Raw genomic sequence first — 14,467 nt, forward strand, 5'->3', positions numbered from 1 at the left:
TGTTGAAGGAGGGACGATTATGGCGCAGGCACAAATTTTTTCGGCGGATTCTCACACGATGGAACCGGCGAATCTGTGGACGCAACGCATTGATCAGAAATGGCGTGAGCGGGCTCCACGAGTGATCAACAACTATGAAGGCAAGAAAGGCAGTGTGTTTGTTGCCGAAGGGATGACGCCGTTTCCGGTTGGCGGTGGGTTTGCCGCTGGGAAAGATCCCAAGGATCTCGCGGCCAATTCGAGCGTGGGCTACGAAGAGGCACGGCCCAGTGGTTGGGACCCGGTCGAACGGGTCAAAGATCAAGACATCGATGGCGTCGAAGGGGAGGTGCTCTATACCACGCTGGGGATGTTTCTTTTTCATCTGCCAGATGTCGAGCTGCTGCGGGCGAGCTTTCGCGCGTACAATGATTGGGTAGCGGAGTTCTGCAGTTACTCACCGAAGCGACTGATCGGATTAGGCTTGATTGCCCTGCAGGATGTCGATGAGGCCGTGCGTGAATTGCAGCGTATTGCCAAGAAGGGACTGCGGGGCGCGATGATCAACGCCACTGCTCCGGGTGACGTGCCCTTCAGTGATCCCCACTTCGATTCGTTTTGGGCTGCGGCGCAAGACCTGAACATGCCGCTGAGCCTGCATATCCTCACCGGCAAGAAGAGCGTGACGATGGGCAAAGGCCGGGTGGCATCGACCGTGACGATCATCCACGAAATTCAAACCTCGCTGCTCGACTTTCTCTACAATGGCATTTTGGCGCGCTTTCCGCGCTTGAAACTGGTCTCGGCTGAGAACGACATCGGCTGGATTGCTCACTATTTGTATCGTTTGGATGAATGCTACCGTACTCTACGCTATGTCGATCCCACTCCGATCACCATGAAGCCAAGCGATTACTTCAAACGGCAGGTCTATGCGACATTTCAAGACGACCGTCCTGGGGTGATGACCTATGAGTTCTCTGGCGCAGATAACTTGATGTGGGCGTCAGACTTTCCCCATCGCGCTTCAACCTGGCCGCGCTCACGCGAAGTGATCTCGCAGAACTTTGTAGGAATTCCGCAGGAGGTGACGCGCAAGATCACTTATGACAACGTGCATCGGTTGTATGGGATATAAGGCGGATTGTCGGTGAGCACCCTCTAGTGTTCTTAGCGTCGTTCACCCTTCGACACGCACAGCCTGAACGGCCGCGTTAGACGCACCCCATGTCGCCCGTTCGCCCTGAGCCTGGCGAAGGGCCAACGGGCACGGGAAACGTACAAAGTGATGCACTGGCGCTGCTGCTCACTTATAGTTCGATCTCGACAAAGCGCTGATCGCGCTTACCAAAGTACACATACTCGATAACCGCGGTTGACTGCGCCTGCTTGGCGCGGCCTTCAACCACATCGAGCAGTTGATTGATACCCGCGCCATGATGTTTTGTCACGCTAATGGCCGTACACTCGGCGCCGACCGGGACCACATTGTGGCCCGCGCCTTTGGCGATCAACACGGCCTGTCCAGGCTCCACGACAAAGGCCGCCACTCGTTCATAGTCCACCTCGTATGCGGCGGGTTCGGCGTCACGATTGCGCGGCGGTGGCGCTACTACCAGGACCATCGCACCGACCACAGGAATGAACGTTTGATTATAGGAGAAGTGGAACGCCATCATACCGATCCGTTTCGGATGCTGTTTGAGTTGCAACATCACCACTGAAGACTGGCCATCGTTGACTTCAGGATACAGTGGATTGCGACTCTCCAGGACCTGCCCATAGGGGCGAAAAGTCTCCGGGGTCAGCGGTTGTACTTTGACCTTGATCGTCGTTTCCATGTGTTTCTGCTCCTTATCCTTGGGGCACTGAATCCGACCCGAGAACATTCGCAGGCACGTTGCGCTGCGGTATTGCCTGTGTGTCTCTGGAGAGCGACGAATTTCTTTGAGCGCCCCTTCGCTGCGCTCAGGGTGACAACTCTGCTGGGCTAAACTTCTGTAGAATGACTCATTCAGGACTTCCTGCGTTCACGGATTTTGGCAAGTTCGTGGTCCTCGATCAGAATACCACTGGCCTGGAGTTCATTCAGTTTCTGTTCGCTGTAGCCAAGAAAGTCACGTAAGACATCTCTATTGTCCTCGCCCACCATCGACATAATCGGTTGAAACTCAACTGTGGTCTCGGAGAACAAATAGGGAACCTTGGGCAGTGGGATGTCCCCGTAGCCCGGCACGTTGAGATTCTGCAGCGCGCCGCGGCCTTCGCGCTTGATCATCTCAACCGTCTCGCGCAGGTCCTGCACTGGTGCAGCGAGATAATGACGGTCAAGCAAAAACTTCAAGACATCATCACGACCGCCGAGCGAGCGTAGCCAGTCTTCAACTATCACCTCAAGCGCGTGGCGATTGTCCCAGCGGGCAGTGTAGGGGTTAAAGCGCGCATCGGTCAACAATTCAGGTTTGTCCATATCGTTCGCGAACCGCTCCCACTGATGGTTGAGGATGGTCAAGATAATCCAGCCGTCACGCGTACGAAACAGTCCGCACGGTGTGGCGCCGGGACGGTGGCGCCCAGTGGGTCCAGGATTGTAATCACCGTAGGTGAACAAGTGCTGCATCAAGAAAACATCGTGAATATGAAACAGACACTCGTACAGTGATATGTCGATATACTGGCCGAGCCCCGTGCGCTCACGATAGAACAGCGCAGCCAGCACCGCGGCAGTGCCGTTCACGCCTCCACCACCGTCGGCAAGGTACATGCCCGGATAGACAGGAGTACCGTCCTCATTCCCGGTGAGATGCAACAGTCCCGACAATGCTTGCGCAGTCATATCATTGCCTGGTCGGTTGACACGCGAACCCGTTTGGCCAAAGCCTGAGATCGAACACATGATGATGCGTGGATTGCGGGCTTTAAAGGCTTCATACGTCAGGCCGTGCTTACTCAACACCCCTGGCGTGTAGTTCTCGATCACCACATCAAAATGCGATGCGAGATCGAGCACAACGGTCGCACCTTCCGGTCGCTTGAAATCGATACAGATACTGCGCTTCCCACGGTTGTAATAGAGATAGGCAGGAGCCTGGCCCTCAACTCGGGGTGGAAACCCACCGCGTCGTGAGAATTCCCCGCCTGGTGGCATTTCGAGCTTCACAACTTCGGCGCCAAGATCAGCCAGCATGCGGCCCAAGGTGGGACCAGCGATATATTGCGTAATGTCCAAGACACGGACACCGGTCAGGTTTTGCGGCATAGGTGTAGCCATAGGACCCTCCTTTGTTCCACCACCCTTAGCGCCCTTTGAACTTCGCTGGCCGTTTTTCGATAAAGGCCTGGGCGGACTCACGAAAATCTTCTGTCAAGTGTAAACCTACGCCACCAGTATAATAGGTACACTCTTCTTCCATGCGGCGAGCAAACCAACGCGACACGCGTACGTTGGCGCGAACGGACAGTGGCGGATTGGCCATAATCTCGTTGGCTAATTGTTCTGCCCCTGCGACAACCTCTCCCACCGGAGTCACGCGGTTAACAATACCGAACTGGGCTGCTTCTTCAGCCGAAAAATAACGACCAGTGAGAGCGATCTCGGTGGCGAAGCGACCACCGCCCCAGAACCAGGTGCTGGCCCAATGCTGTGCTCCACCGAGGCCACGCTGCACTTCGCGGATTTGGAATTTCGTGCCAGCAGCCGCAACGATGATATCAGCCGCCATCGCCAGGCCGAAGCCAGCTCCGAGCACATAACCATGCACTGCCGCGATCACTGGTTTCCAGTTCACTGTTTGACCTAGGCCAAGCAATCCACCGGCGGCCTTGATGCCACCTGCCGGTCCACCGAGGCGCTTCATTTCATCGAGTGGACGGAGTTGGCGTTGTTTCACATCGGCGCCGGAACAAAACGCCCACCCGGCCCCTGAGATAATCAGCACATGCGCGTCCTCATCTTGGTCAAACTCACGGTGTGCATGAAGCAATTCGTCACCCATCGTATCGCTGTAGGCATTGAGAATCTGCGGCCGATTCAACGTGATATAGGCTATCTTGCCCTTCTTCTCGTACAGAATAGTCTCATAGGCCATAGCGCGGACGGTCGTCAGCCTGCATCCGTGTCACACAATGCGATATCGTTTGGCTTGCTCTGTCGCTTCGTTGGCGCCGATGAAGTCGTTGAACTCGTCAAACGAGGGAGTACGTTGCGCCCAATTGGCGATCGTCCCCGACCCTTTTAGTTCTCTGACCATATCGCGTACTGCTTTGTAGGCAATGAACAATGATTGCACGGGATAGGCTGCAACCTTGAGCCCAGTTGGGACTAACTCGCTCTGGGGCGTATCGATAATCACGTTGAATAGCGGTTTGGATAATGCCTCGACCACCCGTTTAGTATCTTTCGCACGCAGATAGGGGAGAAACACCATGTCTGCTCCTGCTTCTGCATAGGCCTGTCCTCGTTCCAGCGCGTCGTCGAGCGAGGTCACGCCGATCGCATCGGAGCGCGCAATGATGACAAAATCAGGATCAGTCCGTGCATCAACTGCCGCTTTGATCTTGTCTACCGCTTGCTCCTTGGAAAACAATTTGTCCTTGAAACCAACAAAGTGTTTGCCTGGTACGAGATCTTCAACATGTACCGCCGCGAGGCCAGCTTGTTCCGCCAAGCGGATCGTGCGGCGCACGCTGAGTGGTGTACCTCCACCATCATCGATGTCTGCCAGGATCGGGATATTGACCGCAGCCGCGACATTCCGTGCATGATCAAGCAGCTCCGTCATAGTAATCAGCGAGTGGTCAGGAATCCCCAATGCGCTCGCCGAGGCCGCGAAACCCCCAAGATACACAGCTTCGAACTGCTCAGCCTCGACGATACGGGCAGTCATCACATCGTGTGCGCCAGGGACAACGAGCATACCTGAGCGAGCCAGGAGTTGTCGGAGTGTGGTCGTACTTTTCATGAGCAACCCTCCTTGTGTCCATGAGGCGAGGTGACGCACGGGCATGGAGCCCGTGCGTGGGACGTTACTTCACAACGAGACCAGAGAAGTCACCCTTCTCCCGCCACTTGGCGAGCATGTCATAGAATGCCAGTGCCCCGTGCGGATACACTGCCTGCAGGAACCCTTGGCCTTCGTTGGTTCCCTCGCCGTTGTAATAGCCTGGGGTACACACGGTTTGGTACTTGGTCATCATGTTTGGCCCATTGACAAGCCTGACCCACTCGTCCTCCGCTTCAGGCGTCGGCTCGATCGATCTCGCGTTGCGTTTATTGACGAGAGTGATGAGCTCAGAGACATGTCTGGCCTGATTATCGAGCATGTAGGTAAAGTTGGCCGTCAGTCCAGTCTGTGTGAGTCCCATGTGGAAACAGTTGGGGAAATTACAGCTCAAGAAGCCGTGGTAGGTGCGCATGCCATTTTTCCACGCATCAGCGAGAGAGACGCCATTACGACCGTACATGGCAAACTCGGCACGCCGCGTGTACGCGGTGCCAACCTCGAAGCCGGTGGCAAAGATCAGACAGTCCACCTCGTACTCAACACCATTGACGACCACCGTGTGCTCAGTGACACGCTCCACGCCTTGCCCCTCGGTATCGACTAACTTGACGTTAGGTCGGTTAAACGTGGGGAGGTATTCGTCATTGAACGTCGGACGCTTACACCATTGCCCGAACCACGGCTTGAGCGCTTCCGCTGTGGTCGAGTCTTGCACGGTCGAAGATATGCGTCCACGAATTTCGTTCATCTTCTGAAAATCAGCAATCTCCGCCAGGGCACCTTTCTCTTCAGCGGAGACGTCTCCGCTCTTGCTGTTGATCAAATCGCTGAGTTTTTTGAGCGGGCTGGTCCACTTGTCCCGGACTTCATCTCCCTCAAGCTGTACGCCGTCCAACAGCGCCGTAAAATTGCGGTTGCGATAATACTGCCATCCGGGCTTGAGTGTCTTGGCCCAGTCCGGGTTCGTCGGGGTGTTGTTGCGTTCATCGACCGAGGACGGTGTCCGCTGGAAAACATAGAGCTGCTTGGCATGGAGCCCAAGATGGGGGATGCACTGAATAGCCGTGGCTCCCGTGCCAATGATGCCGACGCGTTTGTCGTGCAACTTGTGCAGATTACCGGTGGTATCACCACCAGTGTAGTCGTAGTCCCAACGGCTGGTATGGAAGGTATGCCCTTTGAATTTTTCGATTCCCGGAATGCCCGGTAGCTTGGGCTTGTTGAGCGGCCCACTCGACATGATCACAAAGCGTGCTTTGAACTCGTCATCGCGATCGGTGGTCACCGTCCAGCGACCGCTGTCCTCATCCCAGCGAGCCTCCTTAACCTTGGTCTGAAAGCACGCCCGTTCGTAGAGGTTGTAGGATTTGCCAATACGCTGGGCGTGGGCGAAGATCTCTGGGGCAAAGGAATACCGCTCCTTCGGAATGTACTTGAGTTCTTCGAGCAACGGCAGATACAGATAGCCTTCAATATCACACTGTGCTCCCGGGTAACGGTTCCAGTACCAGGTGCCGCCAAAATCTCCGGCTTTCTCGATAATACGAAAGTTGGTAATACCCGCCTCTTGCAGCCGCACTGCTGCCAACATGCCGCCAAAGCCACCGCCCACGATCAGTACATCGATTTCCTCTTGCAGCGCCGCACGGTTGAAGCCTTGTTCGACGTAGTGGTCTTCATTGAAGTGGGAGAACTGGGCAGTAATTTCTCGGTATTGACTGTTGCCGTCGGCGCGTAGCCGCTTGGCGCGCTCAGCGGCGTACTTCTCTCGTAAGGCCCCTGGATCAAAGCCGAGTTCTTCAGCCGTGGGTATCCGACTCGCTCGCGGTTGCGTTTCCGTTTGACTCATCTTGTCACTCCTCCTTCGTGGTAGAAAGGGTTACTGTGGGACATTAGGACGACTTTTGCAAGAGGAAAGGTACTCGGCGGCTTGCTGTTCAACGACCGTTCCCTTGAAGAAGTTTGGATCCGCACTTCCCCATAAGCGGACCAGATTGCCAAACACAAAGTCACGGAAGTCCTCTTCGGTCAGCGCTCCTTCGTCAACCAGTTCACGCGCCTCGGGAAGCACGTGAGTCATATCCATACAGTCAAAGTGGCCAATGTCTGAACCCATGAACGCCCGGAGCTTGGCGTCGAACGGATTCGCCTTGGCACGGAAGGCCCATGCATTGACAGGGTCATCGGGTTCACAGCCGAAGTAGAAGTTCGAAACGAACAAATCGTGAATGTCCTCTGCTCGCGCAATCTCGCAACGAGCAAAGTCATCCACCGGTGCGAACCCAGCGAGCATCCGCCCGATCGACTCAAGCTGGTCCCGATGTCTGGCGAGCGGTTCGCCGCCGTAGCGCTGGACATAGTCAGCGATCACGCGCATATCGAGATTCGCTGGGTCAGTATACTCAAGGGCCACGCTACTCCGTTTCTTCCAGTGGCCAATGAGATCGCTATAGAGCGTGCACGCCCAACCGACTCCTCCCTCCAGGAACGCGAAGTTGAGCGTGGAAAAACGGCGAGTGACACCGCTCAAGAATAGGGATTTGCATACCGCTTCACCCGCAGCCGCGAAATGGCCGATATGATTGTAGACAAAGTTAGAGATCGAAGCGCGCGTACCCACACCTTGGGAAGCGGTATGAAACGTTGGCACGACTTTCAACTCAACACATTTTGCCCACACCGGATCGTAGTCATATTGGCTGTCTAACCCCAGCGTATCAAGCCAGGTGGCATAACGATTGGTGATACCCTTCTGTAGTGCCACGTCAATCGGTCGGCGTACCAAGCTGGAAAACATCAAAGCTCTCAACCCAAGCTGCTTGACGACAACCTCAAGCTCAGCAATCGCCTCCGCTGGGGTATGCATCGGTATGCAGGCCGCCGGAATCAGCCGATCGCCCAGGCCGCGGAACAGATCTGCAGCCATCACGTTATAGGCGCGGTAGGCTGCACTGCGCACTTCTGGGTCGCGCATCGCCGGAAAGAACAGTGCGAGCGTCGGATACACGACCGCAAAATCAAGTCCGATGTCGGCCATTCGTTCGTAGAGCAGCTTGGGGAGCATCGCAGTCGCGCGATCAAGCGAATTCTTGGTCGGGAGCGCCCACCACGATGGCTGCATCGCGCGTCGTGCATGACGCTCGTCGAGGGTCATGCGCGCCCAATGTTGTAGGTCGCCGCCATATTCGTTCCGGCGATACCGTTCGACCATCGTTGGCCCGCCGACTCGCGCGAGGTAGTCGAGAAACGTCGGCTCGAACTCAATCCAATGGCCGTCACCGTCGATGACAGGATGCTTCAGGCGTGCACGGAGTACCGCTGAGGTTGCTGTGCGCTGCGAATCCATCTGGTCACTCCTCCAGCACCCGGCTAGTTCCTCCGCACATTGCGGAACGGTCCGGTGTCGAAGCGTGGCTCCTTCGGGAGATCAAGTACACGCTCGGAGATGATGTTGCGCTGAATCTCATCGGTGCCACCGGCGATAGAGATGGCCGGCACCGAGATTAGAATCTCAGCGATAATCCCGTTTCGCGGGCTCTCGGGTCCGCTAAGCAGTGCGTCCGTTCCGGTCATCAGCGTATGCACCCGCGCACAGGCCCGGGCGACGTGGCTGGCGGCAAGCTTGCCAAGTGAGCCTTCCGGTCCTTGCGGTCGCCCCTGCTGCTGCGCGGCACGAGCGCGACGCGCGGTCCACTCGGCTGACTTGGCCAGGATCATCAACTTGGCGATCTCCTGCCGTATGTGCAGGTCCTTGTTCGCACCCGTCTCTTTGGCGCGATCGAGAATGAGGTCAACGCGCCCAGCACGTTGCGGATACCACTTGTAGGGTTGATTGGCGGTTTCCAACTCGCGCCGCTCTTCCTCGTACATGCGTCCCGCGCGGGCGCCCTTGCGAGTCGGCACGTTCAGCCCATCCGCCCCGCGACGTTCGTGGGCCAGCGTGGTCATCGCGATTTTCCAGCCTTCGCCGACCCGTCCGACCAGGCTATCGGTTGGTACTTGCGCGTCGGTGAAAAACACCTGGTTAAACGACGCATGGCCATTCATCTGTTTGAGCGGCTGCACGTCCACGCCCGGCTGCCGTATCTCGATGACAAAATATGACATTCCTTCATGCTTGGGTGCATCCCAATCCGTGCGTGCCAGCAACAGACCGTAATTGGCATGATGGGCACTGGTGGTCCACACTTTCTGGCCATTGATGAGCCAAAAATCGCCGTGCAGATCAGCACGTGTCGTGGCCCCGGCAAGATCTGAACCGCTTCCCGGCTCGCTGAAGAGCTGGCACCACGTGTCTTCGCCGGTAAGGATGCGGCGTAGATACTTTTCTTTCTGCCGATCCGTGCCATGCTCCAGCAGCGTCGCCGCAGCTAGCAGTCGTACGCCAGACCTCGCTACCCCGACCGCGCCGACGTTGGCGAACTCTTCTTCTACTGCGCGCACGAGGCCCACCGGTAATCCGCGACCGTGCCACTTCTCCGGCCATTGCGGCATACCCCAACCTGAGTCGACCAGCTCGTTGCGCCATGCGACCAACGACATCTCAGGATCCCAGTTGGCCGCGAGCCAGGCTCGTACTTCAGCTCGCACGTCAGCTTCATTCATTTTGCTCATCGCTCATACCCCCCAGCGCTGCATTAAGAGTTCTCGATGGTAATACGGTTCGCCCAGAAAAACCTCAGAGCTTTTGGCGCGCTTGAACCATAGATGCGTGTCGTTATCCCAGGTAAAACCGATGCCACCGTGAATCTGAATCGTCTCGATGGCGAGATGCAGGTACATTTCCGAAGCTGAGGCTTTCGCCAAACACGCCAGTGCAGGCCACTCCGGGTCCTCGGCTGCGGCGGCTTGCGCCGCATAGTAGGCCGCGGATTTCGCCAGCTCCATCTCCAGCAACATGTCAGCGCACTTGTGTTTAATCGCCTGAAACGAGCCAATCGTGCGGCCGAACTGCACTCGTAGTTTTGTGTAATTCACTGCCGAATCGAACAACGTCTGGGCACCACCGACCATCTCATTGGCCAGCGCCACGGCGGCTTGGTCCAGGGTGCGCGTGAGCGCCTTTGCTCCATCAGTTCCACTGCCCAGGAGATCTGCGTGTACCCCACGAAAATCGACGCGCGCGAGCTTACGAGTCGGGTCCATCGACGGCAGCAGGCGTCGCTCGACGCCACTGGCATCGGCACGCACCGTGAAGAGCGCGAGACCATCATCCCCGCTAGTGCCACCGATGCGGCCAGCGACGACGAGCAGATCAGCGACATGCCCATCCACTACATAACTTTTTGTTCCTTGCAAGCGAAACCCATTGCCGTCAGGAGTTGCGACCAGCTCGATGGCGTGCGGATTCCACTGACCATTCAGCTCGGTGACGGCCAACGTGGCCAGTCGCTTGCCACTGGCGAGGTCAGGCAGCACGTTCGCTTTCTGCGCGTCAGTGCCAGCGTTGAGGATCGCATTGGTTGCCAGCACCGCGGTGGAGAAATATGGCGCGCATAACAATGCACGCCCCATCTCCTCCGTGACAATGCACATCTCGACCATGCCAAACCCGCCACCGCCGTACTGTTCGGCGATGTGAATTCCAGGTAACGCGAGTTGGTCGCTGAGCTGACGCCAGGTGTCGGCATCATACCCCTCAGACGTTTCCATAAGACGCCGGACTTCCGTCGTAGGGGATTTCTCCTGCAGAAATCGCCGCGTCGCCGCGCGAAATTCCTCCTGCTCGTCCGTGAACGCAAACTGGATGCGTCGCGCAGGCTCTACCTTAGATGTATCTGTTACATTCATTGCTGTTGCCATGTTCTCCGCCACACGGTCCGAAAATGCTCGGATCATGCCATGAATAGATCAGTGCAGCAATGAGTCGCGACCACAGAGGGTCACGCGGCGTAATTCGCTGAGAATCACACCGCATAGGGGCTACAAGCCCGGTAGTATTAGAACCCTAACTCAGCCAGCGGACCGCGATCGACGACCGGGGTTCGCTTGGTCCCGGCACTCAATGCGACCGAGCCAGGCGTACGTTCAAACGGATCTGCCAAACCGATTGCCTTGGCGTGTGCTTTGAGTTCGGGAATCACCTCTTCCGCAAACAAGCGCATGCTGGTGCGGCGCTCTTCGTTCTCATGCGTGCCTTGGAGGCTGAGAATAATGAAGATGCCCACACGCAGGACACTCATGATCCCCTTGATCTTCGGAATCACCGTCTGCGGCGTGCCCACAATCACCTGCATGTTCTTTTGCCCGCGCATCAGCGCCCCCTGCAGCTTGCGTCGCACGTCGGCGTAATCGATCTCAGCAGTACCACCCTGCATCTGCTCCTTCAACTTCTCGCCGCTAACCCCGAGCCACGCGCTGCTCTGCATCTTTGCCAGAGTACGAATCGCGGCTTTCGAGTTGTAGCCCGGCGGCATGGTGAATTCCGCTGCCGAGAACGCATTCTGTCCCCCGCCATAGACGAACCCGGCAGCAGCTTGCTGTGCTTTCTCCTCGGTCTCGCCCAAGGCTGTCGCGACCATATAGCCGAAATTCTCCGGTCCGGCTTGATAGCCATGTTTGGCGGCTTCGTCAGCGTAGAAGTCCCACAGATCACACGTAGGCCGCAGTGGAGTGCCCAGCCCAATATACGGATAGCGATGTGAGGCACACCATTCGACGGTCTCTGGGCTCAGTGTACCAGGAATCCACATGGGCGGATGGGGTTTTTGGTAAGGAAGTGCCCACGGATTGACGTGACGATAGTGAAAATGTTTCCCTTCGTAGCGCCACGGTCCGGGGCGGGTCCAGGCCTGGACGATAAAGTCATGCGCTTCGTTGAATAACTCACGGTTATACGCAGGATTGGCGTTATTGAAGATCTGCTCGCTGCCCGCGCCGCGCACCCAGCCAGTGACTAATCGCCCACGCGAAATCAGATCAATCTCTGCCAACTCCTCAGCCATGCGCAGCGGATGCTTGATCACCGGCAGTGGATTGCCAACCAACACGATACGGGCGCGCTTGGTACGATAGGCGAGAATCGATGCTTCAACGTTCATCACCGACCCCATGCAGATCGGGTTGCCGTGATGTTCATTGAGCGCAAGGGCGTCGAAGCCGAGGTCTTCGGCATAGCAATATTCGTCAAGGTAATAATGATAATCATCAGCCGCCTTTTCGCGGTCGAAATGCTCATTTGATACGGCGAAGAAAGCGCGATTTCTCAAAATGAGTTCTTCAGGTAGCCAGCGATACGGTCGTTCAGTGAAATATCCTATTTGCATCTTAGTGTTCCTCGTTCAGGGTTGTTATTGAACGGCAGCACTTCCCAGCCGTTTTCCTCGTATTCTCTACATAGAGCATGATCACACCAGTGCGGATCGATATACCTCTGCCACATATCACGTGGTTCCAGTCCACGCCCAGCGGCATCGACCACTCGACTCACCTTCTTCGTCGCCATGTCGTACCTCCACTTTTTGCAGGGGCTCTCCCATGTAGCAGGTCTGTCGCCGGTGCACCAGTCGAGGTCACTGTTGGCAGGCTAAAACGCGACGAATAGACTGCATCACGGGGCGTGATGCGCTCGCCACAGATACGACCGATCGTACAGAAAAAGAGGAAATTTCCATTATATGAACGTGATCGTCATTGCAGACGGGGGCCTATTGTCAACGAAAGCGGAAACGAGGAAAAGTGGGCCACAGGACATAAAACCTCAGGATTGGACTGTCGGTGACTACGCCGCCTGTACCCGCTCCCACAGCCGATACGGACCGAGCCGTGTGAGCAATATCGATGCGACCAACGTGATCACGACAAAGTTTCCTAACACGAGGCTATACGAACCCGTAGCGTCGAACCCCTTGCCCATGAGGAACGGACCAACTCCAGCGCCGAGATAAAAGATGGCAAAGACATAGCCATAAATCTCACCGAAGGCGCGTAGCCCAAAGTAGCGTCCCACCAGGTAGCCAATGATGTCGACCTCAGCTCCCAGACCCAAACCGACCAGCATAGCAGCGACATACGCGAGCGGTCCGGAGACACCACTCCACAGCAGTAACAGTCCCACCGTCAGAGCAACAAAGAAACTCAGAGTGACATAGGGTGCGAAAAAACGGTCGAGGAGATGCCCTGCCCACACGCGACCGACCAGAACCGTGCCGCCAGAGAGGGACGACGCAAAGGCGGCGCTTTGCGCGGAGATTCCACGATCGGTGAGCAAGGGAATCAAATGTACGATCGCGCCACTGGTGGCCATCGACACCAAGAAAAAGGCCACGGTCATCAACCAGAACGTACTGGTACGCCAGGCCTCATGACACTGCAGGCCGACAAGTTGCCTGTGAGGTGTTGTCGCTTCGCTTGGCGGTATTGGCGCGCCGTCCGGTCGCAACCCGAGCGATTCCGGCGTGTCGCGCAACAGCAAGCCGACCGTGGGAACCGCGATCACTATAACCAAGAGCCCAAGACAGACGTAGGCCACGCGCCAGCCGCCAGTGGTCACCAGTGCATGTGCGAGCGACGGCATCACGAATGAGCCTAAGCCAACGCCCGCCATTGCCAACCCCAACGCGAGTCCGCGCTTTTTGTCAAACCAGTGGGAGATCACGCGTGCGTAGGGCAGAGGCGTCGTCCCACTACTCACTAGCCCGATGGCCAAATATAGCGCGTAGAAATGCCAGAGATGTGACGAAAGAAAGTAGCCAGACATGAGGCAGAGGCCGAACAACAGCAAGGATGGGATGACCACGACCCGCACACCGTAGCGATCGACGATGCGACCCAGCAGCGGTAATGCCGCACTTCCACTCAGTGTACACAGCATATAGGCAAACGAGATCTCGGCACGATTCCAGTGAAACTCTTGATTCAACGGTTTGAGGAACACCCCTAGTGTAAACATGACAAGTGGAGCGAGGCTAAGGAACAAGCCAACTATCGCTGCTACGACAATCCACCACCCGTAGAATATTCGGTCTGCGGTTCTGCTTGTTGCCTCTTTGATAGGTACGCTGTGTCCTGCCATGCGGTTGCCCCTGTTCGAGTGAGGCTTGACTCGTACTCGCATCTGCCTCGCTGCGCAAGCGGCGCACTGCTTACCCACTGTGAGGAATACCAGATCTGTGCTCTTTACATTAGCAGTTGCTCTGGCGTAGGGTCTGGGAGACGGACAGGATCGGACGAACACGAAGGAGGGAACGCCCATGCGATGGTTTGTCTGCGCATAAAAGCTGGGGGTCGCAGCAACTCGGTAGCGAGCAGGTTCACCTTTCACGCGGAGGCGAGGTATGGCAACGACAGAGCGCCGGGATACCAAGATCTTCTACGGCTGGTGGGTCGTGGTTGCAGCCGCAATCGGGTCGTTCTTGAGTTAGGCATGGGCAAGAATTAAGTTACCGATTAAGAGCGAGGAAGAAGCGTATAGTTCCAATCGCCATGAAACTTACCGGGTTTGATATTGAGCGCTTGAAACTCATCGTCGGAGACCTGTAGGCCTT

Annotated in this window: 12 protein-coding genes; 1 reads left to right on the plus strand and 11 read right to left on the minus strand. The window is 56.6% G+C overall.

Annotated features, from left to right (window positions below; translation table 11 throughout):
• The first annotated feature begins 19 nt into the window (after positions 1 to 19).
• Positions 20 to 1,117 (plus strand): amidohydrolase, encoded by a 1,098-nt coding sequence (locus tag FJ147_10385; GenBank protein ID MBM4256293.1) that lies wholly within the window; start codon positions 20 to 22, stop codon positions 1,115 to 1,117.
• A gap of 172 nt (positions 1,118 to 1,289) precedes the next feature.
• On the opposite strand, the gene FJ147_10390 is transcribed toward FJ147_10385, so the two are convergent.
• The 11 genes from FJ147_10390 to FJ147_10440 all read right to left on the minus strand — a co-directional run bounded on the left by FJ147_10390 (position 1,290) and on the right by FJ147_10440 (position 14,286).
• Entirely contained in the window at positions 1,290 to 1,868 is a 579-nt protein-coding gene (locus tag FJ147_10390) for a hypothetical protein (GenBank protein MBM4256294.1), read from the minus strand.
• A 125-nt stretch (positions 1,869 to 1,993) separates the two neighbouring features.
• Complete coding sequence (locus tag FJ147_10395; protein MBM4256295.1) at positions 1,994 to 3,250, minus strand: CoA transferase; 1,257 nt, start codon at positions 3,248 to 3,250, stop codon at positions 1,994 to 1,996.
• A gap of 25 nt (positions 3,251 to 3,275) precedes the next feature.
• On the minus strand, positions 3,276 to 4,067 hold the full coding sequence (locus tag FJ147_10400) for an enoyl-CoA hydratase/isomerase family protein (GenBank protein ID MBM4256296.1): 792 nt from the start codon (positions 4,065 to 4,067) through the stop codon (positions 3,276 to 3,278).
• A gap of 30 nt (positions 4,068 to 4,097) precedes the next feature.
• Positions 4,098 to 4,985 (minus strand): oxaloacetate decarboxylase, encoded by an 888-nt coding sequence (locus FJ147_10405; protein MBM4256297.1) that lies wholly within the window; start codon positions 4,983 to 4,985, stop codon positions 4,098 to 4,100.
• A 19-nt stretch (positions 4,986 to 5,004) separates the two neighbouring features.
• On the minus strand, positions 5,005 to 6,831 hold the full coding sequence (locus FJ147_10410; protein ID MBM4256298.1) for an NAD(P)/FAD-dependent oxidoreductase: 1,827 nt from the start codon (positions 6,829 to 6,831) through the stop codon (positions 5,005 to 5,007).
• A gap of 30 nt (positions 6,832 to 6,861) precedes the next feature.
• Positions 6,862 to 8,328 (minus strand): amidohydrolase, encoded by a 1,467-nt coding sequence (locus FJ147_10415; GenBank protein ID MBM4256299.1) that lies wholly within the window; start codon positions 8,326 to 8,328, stop codon positions 6,862 to 6,864.
• Positions 8,329 to 8,351: 23 nt separating this feature from the next.
• On the minus strand, positions 8,352 to 9,596 hold the full coding sequence (locus FJ147_10420) for an acyl-CoA dehydrogenase (GenBank protein MBM4256300.1): 1,245 nt from the start codon (positions 9,594 to 9,596) through the stop codon (positions 8,352 to 8,354).
• A 3-nt stretch (positions 9,597 to 9,599) separates the two neighbouring features.
• Positions 9,600 to 10,730, minus strand: a complete 1,131-nt coding sequence (locus tag FJ147_10425; protein ID MBM4256301.1) for an acyl-CoA dehydrogenase — start codon at positions 10,728 to 10,730, stop codon at positions 9,600 to 9,602.
• Between the two features lie 191 nt (positions 10,731 to 10,921).
• Complete coding sequence (locus FJ147_10430; GenBank protein MBM4256302.1) at positions 10,922 to 12,247, minus strand: LLM class flavin-dependent oxidoreductase; 1,326 nt, start codon at positions 12,245 to 12,247, stop codon at positions 10,922 to 10,924.
• Positions 12,238 to 12,426 carry a hypothetical protein gene (locus tag FJ147_10435; GenBank protein MBM4256303.1) on the minus strand — a complete coding sequence of 63 codons (189 nt, stop codon included), beginning with the start codon at positions 12,424 to 12,426 and terminating at the stop codon, positions 12,238 to 12,240. Before FJ147_10435 ends, FJ147_10430 begins: the two co-directional genes overlap by 10 nt.
• A gap of 276 nt (positions 12,427 to 12,702) precedes the next feature.
• A complete protein-coding gene (locus tag FJ147_10440) occupies positions 12,703 to 14,286 on the minus strand; it encodes an MFS transporter (GenBank protein ID MBM4256304.1) in 1,584 nt (527 codons plus the stop codon).
• Positions 14,287 to 14,467: the final 181 nt, after the last annotated feature.

The organism is Deltaproteobacteria bacterium (genome assembly GCA_016874775.1).
In the GTDB taxonomy this organism is placed as follows: domain Bacteria; phylum Desulfobacterota; class Binatia; order Bin18; family Bin18; genus VGTJ01.

What these genes read in the sequence shown, in the direction of transcription:
- FJ147_10435 (MBM4256303.1), bottom strand. Translation starts at nt 12,426, where the DNA reads ATGGCGACGAAGAAGGTGAGTCGAGTGGTCGATGCCGCTGGGCGTGGA.
- FJ147_10415 (MBM4256299.1), bottom strand. Translation starts at nt 8,328, where the DNA reads ATGGATTCGCAGCGCACAGCAACCTCAGCGGTACTCCGTGCACGCCTG.
- FJ147_10405 (MBM4256297.1), bottom strand. Translation starts at nt 4,985, where the DNA reads ATGCCCGTGCGTCACCTCGCCTCATGGACACAAGGAGGGTTGCTCATG.
- FJ147_10390 (MBM4256294.1), bottom strand. Translation starts at nt 1,868, where the DNA reads ATGTTCTCGGGTCGGATTCAGTGCCCCAAGGATAAGGAGCAGAAACAC.
- FJ147_10385 (MBM4256293.1), top strand. Translation starts at nt 20, where the DNA reads ATGGCGCAGGCACAAATTTTTTCGGCGGATTCTCACACGATGGAACCG.
- FJ147_10420 (MBM4256300.1), bottom strand. Translation starts at nt 9,596, where the DNA reads ATGAGCAAAATGAATGAAGCTGACGTGCGAGCTGAAGTACGAGCCTGG.
- FJ147_10395 (MBM4256295.1), bottom strand. Translation starts at nt 3,250, where the DNA reads ATGGCTACACCTATGCCGCAAAACCTGACCGGTGTCCGTGTCTTGGAC.
- FJ147_10430 (MBM4256302.1), bottom strand. Translation starts at nt 12,247, where the DNA reads ATGCAAATAGGATATTTCACTGAACGACCGTATCGCTGGCTACCTGAA.
- FJ147_10400 (MBM4256296.1), bottom strand. Translation starts at nt 4,067, where the DNA reads ATGGCCTATGAGACTATTCTGTACGAGAAGAAGGGCAAGATAGCCTAT.
- FJ147_10410 (MBM4256298.1), bottom strand. Translation starts at nt 6,831, where the DNA reads ATGAGTCAAACGGAAACGCAACCGCGAGCGAGTCGGATACCCACGGCT.